The 13,942-nt window shown below is 42.6% G+C and carries 9 protein-coding genes; 4 read left to right on the forward strand and 5 right to left on the reverse strand.

Going from position 1 to position 13,942, the window contains the following annotated elements:
* Positions 1-5: 5 nt before the first annotated feature.
* Complete coding sequence (locus V7K35_RS21040) at positions 6-2,243, reverse strand: hypothetical protein (protein ID WP_335081263.1); 2,238 nt, start codon at positions 2,241-2,243, stop codon at positions 6-8.
* Between the two features lie 494 nt (positions 2,244-2,737).
* On the opposite strand from V7K35_RS21040, the gene V7K35_RS21045 reads away from it, so the two are divergent.
* Positions 2,738-7,027, forward strand: a complete 4,290-nt coding sequence (locus V7K35_RS21045) for a DUF4347 domain-containing protein (protein ID WP_335081265.1) — start codon at positions 2,738-2,740, stop codon at positions 7,025-7,027.
* A gap of 145 nt (positions 7,028-7,172) precedes the next feature.
* On the opposite strand, the gene rpiA is transcribed toward V7K35_RS21045, so the two are convergent.
* A complete protein-coding gene (gene rpiA / locus V7K35_RS21050; RefSeq protein ID WP_334792473.1) occupies positions 7,173-7,880 on the reverse strand; it encodes a ribose-5-phosphate isomerase RpiA in 708 nt (235 codons plus the stop codon).
* A gap of 192 nt (positions 7,881-8,072) precedes the next feature.
* On the opposite strand from rpiA, the gene V7K35_RS21055 reads away from it, so the two are divergent.
* Positions 8,073-8,552 carry a hypothetical protein gene (locus V7K35_RS21055; protein WP_335081267.1) on the forward strand — a complete coding sequence of 160 codons (480 nt, stop codon included), beginning with the start codon at positions 8,073-8,075 and terminating at the stop codon, positions 8,550-8,552.
* A gap of 153 nt (positions 8,553-8,705) precedes the next feature.
* Entirely contained in the window at positions 8,706-9,386 is a 681-nt protein-coding gene (locus V7K35_RS21060) for an S-layer homology domain-containing protein (protein WP_334792475.1), read from the forward strand.
* 34 nt (positions 9,387-9,420) lie between these two features.
* Here V7K35_RS21060 and V7K35_RS21065 read toward each other — a convergent pair whose 3' ends face one another.
* Positions 9,421-10,677 (reverse strand): hypothetical protein, encoded by a 1,257-nt coding sequence (locus V7K35_RS21065; RefSeq protein ID WP_335081270.1) that lies wholly within the window; start codon positions 10,675-10,677, stop codon positions 9,421-9,423.
* Between the two features lie 424 nt (positions 10,678-11,101).
* On the opposite strand from V7K35_RS21065, the gene V7K35_RS21070 reads away from it, so the two are divergent.
* The gene (locus tag V7K35_RS21070; RefSeq protein ID WP_334725560.1) at positions 11,102-11,722 is read left to right on the forward strand and encodes a CP12 domain-containing protein; all 621 of its coding nucleotides are present in this window, start codon (positions 11,102-11,104) and stop codon (positions 11,720-11,722) included.
* Between the two features lie 68 nt (positions 11,723-11,790).
* On the opposite strand, the gene V7K35_RS21075 is transcribed toward V7K35_RS21070, so the two are convergent.
* Positions 11,791-12,906 carry an LptF/LptG family permease gene (locus V7K35_RS21075; protein ID WP_335081272.1) on the reverse strand — a complete coding sequence of 372 codons (1,116 nt, stop codon included), beginning with the start codon at positions 12,904-12,906 and terminating at the stop codon, positions 11,791-11,793.
* A gap of 305 nt (positions 12,907-13,211) precedes the next feature.
* Entirely contained in the window at positions 13,212-13,940 is a 729-nt protein-coding gene (lptB, locus tag V7K35_RS21080) for an LPS export ABC transporter ATP-binding protein (protein ID WP_334792477.1), read from the reverse strand.
* Positions 13,941-13,942: the final 2 nt, after the last annotated feature.

The raw sequence follows: 13,942 nt of genomic DNA on the forward strand, positions 1-13,942 counted from the left end.
CTCCCTTATTTGATGCGGTGTAGTTTGACCTGAAAATCTTCACTACCACTCACAATCATGGTTCCTTGATTACTTTTCAAGTCGATACTATTGATTTTTTTAGAGCTTTGGTAAATTGGTTTACCTTTTGCTGCCTTTGTTTTGTCGAGCTTATGTTCGGGGGTTAAGTACCAGACCACTACTTGTCCATCATCGCCACCACTTACTAACAGACTACCATCATCACTAAATGCCAAACTACGCACAGATGTTTTTGATGCTGACCAGCGGTCTAGTGGCGAACAATTGAGTTCATTAACTTTTTCCTGCGGATTTTGATTTTTGATAGTTTGGCACTGATTTAAATTCCAAATCGTAATGAATCCCGCAGAATCGGAGGTTGCTAAGATTTTTTCTGCTGAGTTAGGAACAAAAGCCAATCCCCAAATATAGTCTTCACGCCCAACTAATGGATCTAGTTTTTCTAGATTTTGGACTGATAAACCTGGGAATTGTTTATCAGATTGAGTTCGATTCCATTGCCACAAGATGAAACGCTTAAAGTTTCCGGCAATTACTAGAGTTTTTGCATCTGGGCTGAGATTTAATGCCCGGACTTGGAAACCTGATAGTTTCAATGTACTTTGTACGTCGATAACTTCTCGCGGTTCTGGCAGAAAATCGGTGTTAGACGCTGATCTTGACCATAATCTAACTTTACCGCTGCCATAACCACTGAATAAGTTAAGTGAGTTTGAAGTGAAAGCTAGGTCAAAGACGCGATCGCCTTTTGCCTTTGGATCTTTAAGGTCTTGAAGTTCACTGATCTTTGCACCTGAGGGGACATCTCTTAATTCAATTACACCATTATCTAAACCAACAGCAACACGATCATTTTGTAACGGCATGAAGCGTAAGACTTCTACAGCGTCGTCAGTAATCGCCATTAAACCTTTGGGTTGTTGCGCTTTATCACAAGCAACAGGCCCCCCAGCATATGTTACTCTGTCGTCGGGGTCTAACCTATCAGCACCGATTCTCCAAAGTCTTAAGGTGCAATCATCTGAGCCACTGACCACAGATAAACCAATGCCACTAAAACGCACTGAATTCACAGAACGTGTATGCATTACATCTCTTGGTTGCAGTATCCATGCTAGGAGTGCGGCTAATAATGCGATCGCAGCCAGCTGTAGCCATAAAGGTATAATTGGCAGAGTCTCCACTTCTAATGTCTGCGTGGCCGGGTCTGTACTCCCTAAACGTTGGTCGGATAACTCAGATTTAGCCTCCAGCAACAAAGTTTTGCCGATTCCTACCCAAGGGCGTTTTGTTTTAACATCAAGGATGACTTTACTTGTCTCTCCTAGATGGAGATTGGCAATTTCGGGAAGCTTTTTGAAACTACATTTTCGCCAGTCTCTACCCTGCACTTGGACATTAATTTCCTGGTTGAGGTTGCTAGCGTTTTTAAATAGTAATTCAAAGGAAGCTGTATCCGACTTCCAGTCAGGCAACCATGCCGATTTACTAGGAATTTTCAGGTGTTTTTGTGTAATACTAAAGTCTATAAAACCCACAGGCAAGACTTCAACATTACCTTCAGCACTAGTTGGATAACCATTATTGCTAACAGCTTCAATAGTAAAAGGGTAATTTTGACTGGGCGCTTGCACTACAGAAGGAGGAAGGCATTGGAATGTCGCTTCTGCTAAACCACCTGCTTCTAAGAATAATCGGCGTTCTGCACTGCCTGTTAGCCAAGAAGGATCAACGCCTGTAAAACGTAGTACCACATCGGTAGGTTGTTGCCCCAAGTTCCGCACCCGTACTGGTATATCTAGAGAATTTCGGGGATAAACTTGGAACTCCCGCACAGGCAATTCCACACTTAAATGTGTTGGTCTGTTGTCTCGCTCGATTTTCAGCCTCAGTACAAGTCTGGACTGCTGTGCTAATTGCGGTGAAAAAATCTTCACCATCAGGTTGACAGTACCGACAAATCCCGGAATGGGTGTATTGAATATGAAGACTTGGAATATTGTACTACTGCCTGGTGGCTTCGCTGCTGCCACCTCTGGTTCGAGTCGATACCAGAGATATCCTGTGTTCCGGGTTTCTCCTGCTGCGGTAACTTCTATCTGAAAATTGACAAAGCGATCGCTGTCATTATTGACAGTTACCTCAAATGAGACAGGAGTATCACCTGGACGAAAGGTTAGGTTCTGAGTAGAAAGACTGGCATTAATAACACTTTTTTCCATGCTATTATTTATACTTCTTTAGTATTTTGCATGACTAAGACTCTTAAAAAGTTAATATCTGCGAAAATGTCACAATAGTTTTTTTGGTTTGATTATTCAAATGTATATATTCAATATTGTGTAATAAATTTGTCAATTTATAAAATTCATTTTTAGAAAAGCTATATATTCAAATCCAAATTCATCAATTGCATATCTGGTACAATTCCCAATAAAACTTGATAAACCGGGTTTATGGTTGGAAAATTGAGGTTTTCAGGTTGAACCAGTATAAAACCTGATTTTTGATGCCCACGCTAAATATGAGTTGGGCTTAGTAAAATTACATAGTTTGATTGCTTTACAAAAGTGGCAACTTGCTAGATAATAGCAACGAAAGGGAAAATAATTAGTAGTATAGTTTTTTGAGTTCTCGGTAGTTGTGTGAAAACCCTGTAATTACAAGGCTGAAGTCGGTTTGAGTTTCCCTCATCACCTAAGCTCAAAGTAATAAAATGGCTACGTTACATACCTCAGACTTGCAAGTAAATTCCGCAACTTCCACCTCCAATACCCATAGTATAGTTTTTATCGACATGGCCGTTGAAGACTATAGCGGTTTAGTCAATGGCGTGCTTGATAATACCCAAGTGTTCCTGCTTGACTCGACACAGAACGGTGTTGAGCAAATTACGGAAATTTTGGGTAGTTACACTGGCGAGAATTTGACTGATATTCATCTTGTGTGCCACGGTGCCCCAGGTTGTTTACAATTGGGGAACACGCATTTAGGACTTGATACCCTCGAGGAATACAGCCAGCAACTGCAACAATGGCAGAAAATATTTTCAGCCTCTGCCAAAAGCGATAACCGCTGGAACTTACTCATCTATGGTTGCAAAGTGGCTTTTGGTGATGCGGGGGCAGAATTTGTCGAAAAACTGCACCAACTCACAGGAGCGAATATTGCCGCTTCCGGGAAGCTGATTGGCAATGCAGCATTGGGTGGGAACTGGGAGTTAGAAATTCGTACTGCTGATATGGAAGTAAATCTTGCGTTTGCAGAAACGACGCGAGAAGCTTACGCAGGAGTACTGGCAACGTTCACAGTGAATAATACCGGAGACACGGATGATGGGAATGCGAACAACGGTATTACTACCCTCAGAGAGGCAATTAAATTAGCCAATGCCACTCCTGGGGATGATACGATTACTTTTGGGGGTGTATTCAGTGATACTACCCCAGATGTGATTACCCTCACCTCTGGACAACTGACGATTACCGATGATGTGACTATCTTGGGGACTGGGGCATCGAAGCTGACTGTGAGTAGCAAGAATGCCTCTACAATATTCGAGATATCGGGATTAGCGACAGATGCCATCATTGATGGCTTGGCGATCGCTAGCGGCAGTATTAAGGTTAATAAAAATTCCATCCTTAGCCTAGCTAACACCAGTGTATCTGGTAATACAGCAGAAAGTGGTATTTCTAACAATGGTATCTTCCGTCTAACTAACACCAGCGTCTTTAGCAATACACAGGGCGGTATCTATAATGGTGGTGCTCTCAGCCTAACTAACAGCAGTGTTTATAGCAATACCGGGGGAAGCAAGATTTATAATGGCAATACTGCGGGAGGCGGCATTTTTAATGACAATTTTAGTAGTAGTATCGGTATTCTCAGCCTAACCAATAGCAGTGTCTCTGGGAATACCGCAGACTCCGGTGGTGGCATCTATAATCAAGGCGGTACTCTCAGGCTGACCAATAGCACTGTCTCTGGTAATAGTGCAAAATTCGGTGGTGGCATTTTTAACGGAGATGATAATAGTTATTTTTCCGGTTCAGCTACTTTAACTAATAGCACCATCTCTGGCAATACAGCGTTAGAAGATGGCGGTGCCATATACAATGGCAATGCTTACGTGGGAAACAACGAACTCACCATAATCAGCACCACAATTAATCACAACACAGCTGACTCAGATGGTAATGGTACTGGTAATGGTGGAGGTATTTTTAATAGTGCTGAGTATATTAGTAATAGCAACGTCAAAGTTAGTAACACCATCATCGCAGGCAATTTCGACAACTCCACCTCTGGTGATATAAACCCCGACGTGCGTGGTGAACTGATTGACTCCGGCAATAACCTGATTGGCAATAATACTGGTAGCACTGCCTTTACCACTAGCACCCTCGTCGGCACAAGTACTAACCCCATTAATCCTAAACTCGGACTGCTGCAAAATAACGGTGGTGCAACCTTAACTCATGCCTTACTTGCGGGTAGTCCCGCTATTAATGCTGGCAAGAATTCTTTAGTGACGACTGGAATTACCACTGACCAACGCGGTACTGGATTTAACCGAATATTCAACGGTGTTATTGATATTGGTGCTTATGAAGTCCAGCCCCCCACAACTAAGCCACCTGTTAATACTGACACAGTAGTGACTAATACTAACGATTCCGGAGCAGGATCGTTGCGGCAGGCTATCCTCAATGCTAATGCTACTCTTGGGGCAGATACGATTACCTTTGCGGGTGTGTTCACCGATGCCACCCCGGATATCATCACCCTCACCTCTGGGAAATTGACGATTACCAATGATCTAACTATTTTGGGGACTGGGGCATCTAACCTCACCATTAGCGGGAATAATGTCTCAGGCGTGTTGGAGATATCGGGTGCAGGCACAGATGCAAGCATTGATGGCTTGAAGATTGCCAATGCTAATGACCTCTTGGGCAGTATTTTGGTCAATAGTAATGCCAGCCTTAACCTGACAAGAAGCACTGTCTCAGACAATAACGGGGTGGTAGGTGGTATATTTAACAGAGGCACTCTCAGCCTGACGGGAAGCACTGTCTCTGGCAATAGTGGGTCGTTGTTAGGCGGAGGCATCTTTAACAAAGGCAACCTCAGCCTGACAGGAAGTACTGTCTCTAATAATAATGTAGACCTAGATTTTATCCCTGCCTATGGTGGCGGTATATTTAACATAGGCAAGCTCAGTATAACAGGAAGCACTGTCTCTAATAATAGTGCGTTTGCTAGGGGTCTTAATCGGGGAGTTGACAATTCTGACCCTCCATCCTTTGGTGGTGGCATTTATAACTTAGGCAGCGTTGATATCACTCGCAGCACTATCTCTAATAATAGTGCCTCAGACGGCGGTGGCATCTCTAACTCAGGTACTTTTAGCCTGACGGGAAGCACTGTCTCTACCAATAGTGCATACTACGACGGCGGTGGCATTTATAATAGCGGCACTCTCAGCCTTGCCAACGACACCATTACAGATAACACATCACAAGGCTTTAGGGCGGATATAGGCGACGGTGGGGGCGTTTTCAATAACTCTGATGGGACTGTTATTGTTGGGAACACTGTCATTGCAGGCAATTTTGATATAGCACCCAACTTAAATTCTGAATCCTTTATCTTCACCCCTGACGTTTTCGGCAGCTTCACTGACGCTGGCAACAATCTAATTGGCGATCGCACTGGTAGCACAGGCTTTACCACCAGTACTCTCGTTGGCACCAGCACTAACCCCATTAACCCCAAACTCACCCCTCTGCAAAATAACGGTGGTGGAATCTTTACTAATGCTTTACTTGCCGATAGTCCCGCAATTAACGCAGGCAAAAATGCTCTGATTCCAGCAGGGATCACCACCGACCAACGTGGCACTGGATTTGACAGAATATCTAAAGGTACAGTTGATATTGGTGCATTAGAGTTTAACGGGCTGAATGGAACCAATGGCGCTGATAATTTAGTGGGCAAGAACTATGGTGACATCATTAACGGTCAAGGCGGGAATGATACGATCACAGGGAATCAAGGCAACGATTTCCTAACTGATGGTGGCGGCAAGGATAAATTTGTTTACAACTTAGGTGACGGTGTAGATACCATCACCGATTTTGGTGGGTTAGGTAAAGGCTCAAATCCCTCGGCAGCGATCGCTAGCGAATTGGATACCTTAAAATTCCAAGGGACTGGATTAACTGCCAAAAATCTGCGACTCACCCAGAATGGTAACAATCTGGAAGTCACCTTTGATGGGGTGGCTAATAACAAAGTTATCCTGCAAAACTTTCCTCTGGAAAACCTAGACAACCTATCAACGCTGGGCAATATCCTGTTTGATGGGCAAAATAGCATTCGTGACAGCTTTGATGTCTTCGATGCCAACTCCACTCAAACCAGCATCTTCAACAAAAACACAGTCACCTTTCTCAATGACCTAAATAACAATGTCAATGGCTTTGACAACTCAGCTGATGTGATTAATGGTCAGGAGGGTGATGACTACATCAATGGCTTGAGTGGCAACGACCTGCTACGCGGTGGTACGGGTAACGATACCTTGGTTGGTAGTGCTGGTGATGACATTTTAATTGGCGGTAAAGGTAAGAATAACCTCAGTGGTGGCGCTGGTAATGATATCCTCCTTGTTGGTAATGATGATGTTGGTGATTATTCTGGTGCTAGTGAGTATAATGATATCCTTTACGGCGGTAGTGGTAATGACCAGTTTATCTTTCAAACCGATAGCACTGATAATACGATTATTGACTTTAATCAGAGTGAGGATAAGTTAATTCTTACTAACGTGCTTAAGGGTGAGGGCTACACTGGCAGCAATCCCATCAGTGATGGCTACCTAAAGTTTGTGCAATCGGGTACTGCTACAAAAGTTAACAATTATTTCGATGGAACCTTGGCGACTTTGAATAATTTCACGGCTACAAATCTGGTAGTCGGTACTAACGTCATCGTCTAGCACTCAGTTCTAGCCTGTAGTGAAAAACAGCCATAGCACTGCTACGTCTCTATAAGAGTTTTGGATAAGGCATAATTAATTTCTGGAGATATCTATTGCTTGATTCTGGATTTTAGATGTTTCTAAAATCCAAAATCAAGAACTCTTACAATTGCCGCACTAATGGCTGACCATCTTTGACTTCACCAATCAAAACTAAATCGACACAGTTAACGAAGATACCATTTTCCAAAACGCCGGGAATGTTATTCAATGTCTTTTCTAGGCTGGCTGGATCTTCAATAGAGTCAAATCTAACATCTAAAACAAAGTTCCCTTGGTCAGTGATCACTGGGCCAGCTTTTTTTACACCCATGCGGAGTTCTGGTTTACCACCGAGTTTTTTGATGGCATTGGTAACAGGAGTAATTGCCATTGGAATCACTTCCACAGGCACAGCGAAACTAGAACCCAAGCGGTCTACTAACTTACCACTATCTACCACGACGATGAACTGTTCTGCCAGGTAGTCTACGACTTTTTCGCGGGTATGTGCTGCACCACCGCCTTTAATCAAATTCTTCTGCGGATCAACTTCATCTGCACCATCAATGGCAATGTCGATGTGGTCGATAGCGTCCAAGGTGGCGAGAGGAACACCATACTGCTTCGCCAGCACTTCTGACTGAAACGAGGTAGGTATACCAATGATATCTTTGAGTTCACCAGACTTGAGGCGATCGCCCAAAAACTGAATCGTATACGCTGTAGTTGACCCCGTACCCAACCCAACGATGGAACCAGATTTTACCAGGGCGGCGGCGGCTTTGCCAACTTCTTGCTTCATCAACTTTACGGGATCTGTTGTTGTCATTCCCAAAACTCCTGAAAAACTGACTATAGTCCATAGTAGTGGGCAGATAACGTCAAAAGATGAAAGGTAAAAAACAAGTTTTTGCTAATTTCTACTTCCTTGATTAGGGACTTCCAAAAAATCAAACATTATAGTGTCCGGGACAAAGGAGATAACCAATGTAATAATAGTGTATATTAATATACGAAAATTATGAATAAGCCACAGTACACTGCTTCTACTTTTGAGCAACTTTTCGCTGAGATTACCCCGGAAGTAGCAAATACCTTCACGGTAGAGCAATTAGAAGCTATAAAAAGGGGTTTTGTCTCTCGTAGTCGAACCCGTCATGCTTTAGACATAAGAGTTTCACTGCCAATTCCCGGATTAAGGTTTTATCTGGTGTTATTAGCAGGTTCAGAACGTCGCTCTAAAGCGCGTTTACGCTTTGAAAAAGGTTTATATCCTTTCTGGACTCCAGCCAATGTCTTGTTTCTCATCGGATTTCTAATTATTCTATCGGCTTGTAGCTACACTATATTTTCTTTTGCATTGTCTTCACTTAGTCCCATATCTACCTCGTATTACCCTACTTCAATTCCTTGGATTGAGGATAAATCAGAATGTGAACACACTAGTAGAGTCTGGCATGATGGGAAGTGCTGGGATTCTGGACACAGTCCTAATTTTTAAAATTTATAGCTACACCCTACCTAGCGGGAGCAACATTGCCCAATTTAAATTCGTCACTAATTAAGTTACAGGTTATTAGGTATACCAAATCTCGCCTTAAGCTCAATAACGTAGTTTTTTAAATTCATTTAGCAGCTAAAAGTGGTTATTATAATGCGTCAGCTTTCAATTACTCTATCTTTAGTGGGCCTACTACAAAACTTACCAGCAATTGCTCAAGCTCAAGTGCCAGAAACTACTTCTGGAATCCCATCTGATTCCATTCAACAGGTAACTGCTGTCAAATGGATGACAAACTTTTCCGATGGCAAGTTTTATCCAGAAAGGTTAGTGAGTAGGGCCGAATTAGCGTCAATTATGGTAAAAGCATTTGGGCTAAATAAAAGACAAGCTGTTAGCAAAGAAAATTTAGCTATTCCAGATGTTCCTGCTTCTCATTGGGCATTTAATGATATACAGACAGTCTTAAAAACTGACATTATGAAAGGCTATCGGGGCAATGAATTTTTCCCTAATCAAAAGGTGACAAGGGCAGAAGCTCTTGCTATTTTCGCCCAAGCTTATGGTGTATTTCAATTTCCTGATGACGCTGTTAATGAGATTCTGGCTTCACATCCAGATGAAAAGTCTATCCCAGCTTGGGCTAGAAAAGCGATCGCAACAGTGGCTAGTGAGGGATTTCTTAACACAGATGCTCAAGGAAATATTTCCCCATTAAAACCTGTTACCCGTGGGGATATAGCTTATGTACTGAGTAAATATTTGCAACGACAACAGCGACAACCCGAAACACCAGAAATTCCAGTTATTCCAGATAGCCCACAATCTCCTTAACTGAATAAAATTCAGTTAAGCGACGTGTTTAAAATCAGTTTTGACCAGGACTTCTATACTTATCTCGAATCTGGCGAAGATATAAGGAATTAGACTGTGTTGGTTGCTGCAACACATAATTAGACTGTGGTAGTTGCGTCGGCTGCTGCAAGCCATAACTCCCATAATTAGACTGTGGTAGTTGCGTTGGCTGCTGCAAGCCATAATTCCCATATCCCACAGGGTTTGTTGGGGTGACAACGCCTTGACTCGGAATCTGCCTAGAGTAAGGTGAAATATTGCTTGGTGTGGCAGAGGTGACTGGGGGCGTCACTGGTGATACATTAGGCACTACCTGACCACTATTTAAATTATTATAGGGATTTTGCGGTAAGTTCGTACCCGTTGACGGATAACCTGTACCAGTATTTAACCCACTACTAGGCAATACCTGACCGTTATTTAAATTCCCGTAGGGATTTTGTGGTAAGTTCGTACCCGTTGACGTGTAGCCGTTCCCAGGAGTTAACCCACTACTTGGCAGAGAATTCTGACTGGGTAAGCTGTTGATTGGTGGCATTAACGTTGTTCCTGAGTCAGAGACTCGACCCAAGGGATTTGTCTGAGTTGCAGTGATCCCATTGAAGCTAGACGATTTCTGGTTTGTTGATTGGTTGAGTGCTGCTTGCAGAGGGCTGAGGGAGACAGGATTTTGATTTTTTTTGGTTTGATTAGTGAATCCAATATCCAGGCTAGAGGATGTTTGTTCCCCCTCTGTTGGTTCAGACGCTGTATTTAAGGTCTTCAGACCTAGAAACTGGTTATTACTATCAACCGTCCCAGTCCGTAATAAATTTTCTGTTTGGACAACAAAGGGATTTTTCACAGCTGGGGAGGTGTCGCCATTAACACCTAAACCAGGATTTAATTTGGTATCACTACCAGACTTTTGTTTTTTAATTACATCTTCTAATAAGCTTTTGCTCTTTTTTTCCTCAGTGTTTTCATTAGGAATATTTGGCGTCAATGAGGCAGTTGCTTGGTCAAAATCATTAAACAAAACTGGCAAGTTATCAATATCTGCGGCAATAGCTCTGTCTTCTGCTGACAGTGAGGAATCAGCAGGCTGTTGTGAAGCGACTTGGTTTTTTTGCTTATAAACGAAAATATCTGGATTTGACCAGTATTCCCAGGTTACTAGCCCTACTATAGATAAAAAAATTGCAGTTCCCCAAAAACCAGGTCGCCCTAGATACCATAACCTGGCTTTGAGATAGCGTAAGTAGGCGGGAGGATAATGACGATGTGGCATGGGATTGGTAATTGAAATTTACTCGAAATCGGAAAAACTTGACGAAAGTTGAAAGCGTTGCTGTTTAATGCTTTTGCTTGACTCAACAGAAAATATCTCAACTTAAGTTTGAATAGTGATTTCATCCTAACTTCTCCATCAGTTATTAGTCATTACCAATAGACATGTAGTAGTCAAAAATTACTTTTTAGCGGCTGGAGTCCTTTGGCAGATTTTCTAGAAAGTTATGGTAATTCATGCTCAGTTTTTGGCTATCGGTCACATTGGATAACATCAGGAGTTGACAACTAGTCTAATTTATTGTTGTAGCGGGACAAAAGTTCAACTTTTTTACTTTCTAGTTAGCAAACTGTGCGCTGCAATGCTTCGATACGCCTCTGAGGGCACTGTGCTGCACCGTACTATTAACCAGGAGACTACAGCAATGATGAAAGCTGAAGATATTATGACCAAAGATGTAGTTACCATTCGCGGTTCGGCGACTGTTGCTGAAGCGGTAGGGGTAATGAAGGAAAAAGGATTGCGGGCGCTGGTTGTGGATCGTCGCTATGACAATGATGCTTATGGCATTGTCACAGAAACGGATATTGTCTATAAGGTAACAGCCTACGGTAAAGACCCAAAGCAAGTGCGGGTTTACGAAATTATGAGCAAGCCCTGCATTGTGGTCAATCCTGATTTGGGTGTGGAATATGTAGCGCGGTTATTTGCTAATACTGGTATTCATCGAGCACCTGTGATTCAAAGCAAGCTGTTGGGTATCATCTCGATTACCGACATTTTGACCAAAAGCGACTTTGTAGAAGCTCCAAAAGCCCTACTGCTGGAGGAGAGAATTCAAAAAGCTATTGAGCAGGCTCGGTCTATTTGCACCGGACAAGGTGCTTATTCTAAAGCTTGTGCAGCTGCTTGGGATGAGGTAGAAGAACTTCAAGCAGAAGCAGCTCATCAGAAATCTGAGGGTATGGTATCAGCCAAAGTTTCTTTTGAAGAATACTGCAAGGAAAACCCAGATGCACCCGAGTGTCGAAGTTATCATCCGTAATTGAGGTGTGGGGATGAAGGGGAAGGGGGCAAAGGGGCAGGAAGAGGCTCCCCTGTTCCCCGCTTCCTTTACCGTTTGGCAACTCGCATCAATAAAAATAAACCTATTCCCAAAAAAAGAAAGTTCGGCAACCAAGCCCCCATAAAGGGAGAGAGGACACCTGCTTGCGCGATCGCACCACCAATAAAGAAAATTAAGTAGTACGAAAATATAACTACAACACTAATCCCAAAGCTGGTGCCTCTTCCAGTTCGCTGGGGTATGCTTCCCATAGCTGCACCTACCAAGCCAAAAACTACACATACAAAGGGCAAAGAGATTTTTTGTTGAATCCGCACTTCGAGTTTACGAATTTTTTGGCGATCGCCACCGAGAAGTTCCACTTGTAGTTGATCTAGGGCTTCAGAAATATTCATCTCACCGTAATCGCGGCTTTTTTCTGCCAGACTTAATGGTGTGCGCGGTAGTTGCAGTTGTTGGTGCTCAAATCTAACGATGTTGCGATAGGAGCGATCGGCAGCAACAAAATAGATCGTGCCGTTGTAAAAATCCCAGACATTTTGAGAAGCATTCCACTGGGCAGATTCTGATACCACAATTTGATTCAGACCTTTTGTTGAGCGGTCTATAATCGTCAAACCTTTCATCCGCTTACCATCAAACTGGTCGGCGTAAAACAAGCGTGTCAATATCCGATTCTTAGAGCCATCTGGCTGGACAGCATCCTGGTATTCAGGATAGAAAATATTTTGCTGTTTCAAAATTGGCTTGTCTGATTTCAGGGCTTTATCCAGAGTCATTGCCGCTTGGTAATTTGCTGCTGGTGCAATTTGTTCGTTAAACACAAATGTCATTCCTGTAACCACAAGACTTAACATCACAGCAGTTAGCACTATGCGATAGACGCTGACCCCACAACCACGCAGGGCAATTAGTTCGCTCTCGCTAGAAAGACGACTGTAGGTCATCAAAGTTGCCAGCAACGTAGACATGGGGAAGGCTAAAACGATAAAATTGGGAAATTTTAACAAAAAAACTTGAATTGCAATGTCTATAGGTAGCCCAGATTCTACGATTTTTCTGATGAGATCAAATACAGCATCAATAGTGACACCAAGTGATGAAAAAGCTCCGACACCAAAGAAAAACGGCGCTAACAATTCGCTGGCCAGATAGCGATCCATGATCGTAAAAGGCAGTAGCGAATAGAGTTTGTAGAAGGACGTGAACTTCTTTGATATCATAAGCAAAATTAAATATTTAAATATTGGCAGTTCTAGTGAAGTAAAGTATATCTACTGTATTTAAGATCAAAATTTCATTTTAAATAGCTAAAGTTAACTAATAAATTCATGCTTATACCAATTCTTTAGAAAACTGCACAAAATCAAGCTTGGTCAGACTTGGGGCAAAATTCCCAGGTTCAGGAGCAACCTCAGAATAAAAAATCAAAATAGCCTTTGAAATTATTAACTAAATAATTGTTAATTTAGACTTGAAAATTATCCCCTAAATAATATTGCCGCACAAGGGAATTGCCGTAGAGTTCGTCAGTAGCGCCAAAAGCGAGAATTTGTCCCTCGCGCATGATGTAGGCGCGATCGGTGATCGCCAGGGTTTCGCGGACATTATGATCTGTAATTAAGATTCCCATACCGCGATCGCGCAGTCGGGCGACGATTTGCTGAATTTCTGAGACTGCTATAGGATCAACTCCAGCAAATGGTTCATCCAAAAGCAAAAATTTTGGACCTTCTTGTCCAGCAGCTAAAGACCTTGCTAATTCTGTCCGCCGTCGCTCACCACCAGAAAGTTGAATTCCTTTGCTATTAGCTAATTTTTCCAACCGAAACTCTCGCAGTAAAGTTGTGAGTCGTCTTGTCCACTCCCATCGTGGCACATTAGTTTGCTCTAGCACTAACAGAATATTATCCTGTACCGAAAGTTGGCGGAAAACACTTGGTTCTTGTGCTAGATAGCCAATACCCAGTCGCGCCCTTTTGTGCATTGGCATTCCCGTAACGTCCACATTACCTAGCCAAACTTTTCCTTGATTGGGTTTTTCTAAACCTGTGGCAATGTAAAAGGTGGTGGTTTTACCAGCCCCATTGGGGCCTAGTAAACCAACGATTTCGCCTTGAGCAACAGAAAGATTGACACGATTGACAATTACTCGCTTGCCATAAGATTTATGAATATTCTCTAAAACAATTTTCATTG

The sequence above is a fragment of the Nostoc sp. genome, assembly GCF_036917275.1.
GTDB lineage: Bacteria > Cyanobacteriota > Cyanobacteriia > Cyanobacteriales > Nostocaceae > Nostoc.

Coding starts and splice junctions, on each gene's coding strand:
- V7K35_RS21040 (WP_335081263.1), bottom strand. CDS start 2,243: ATGGAAAAAAGTGTTATTAATGCCAGTCTTTCTACTCAGAACCTAACC.
- V7K35_RS21045 (WP_335081265.1), top strand. CDS start 2,738: ATGGCTACGTTACATACCTCAGACTTGCAAGTAAATTCCGCAACTTCC.
- rpiA (WP_334792473.1), bottom strand. CDS start 7,880: ATGACAACAACAGATCCCGTAAAGTTGATGAAGCAAGAAGTTGGCAAA.
- V7K35_RS21055 (WP_335081267.1), top strand. CDS start 8,073: ATGAATAAGCCACAGTACACTGCTTCTACTTTTGAGCAACTTTTCGCT.
- V7K35_RS21060 (WP_334792475.1), top strand. CDS start 8,706: ATGCGTCAGCTTTCAATTACTCTATCTTTAGTGGGCCTACTACAAAAC.
- V7K35_RS21065 (WP_335081270.1), bottom strand. CDS start 10,677: ATGCCACATCGTCATTATCCTCCCGCCTACTTACGCTATCTCAAAGCC.
- V7K35_RS21070 (WP_334725560.1), top strand. CDS start 11,102: ATGATGAAAGCTGAAGATATTATGACCAAAGATGTAGTTACCATTCGC.
- V7K35_RS21075 (WP_335081272.1), bottom strand. CDS start 12,906: ATGGATCGCTATCTGGCCAGCGAATTGTTAGCGCCGTTTTTCTTTGGT.
- lptB (WP_334792477.1), bottom strand. CDS start 13,940: ATGAAAATTGTTTTAGAGAATATTCATAAATCTTATGGCAAGCGAGTA.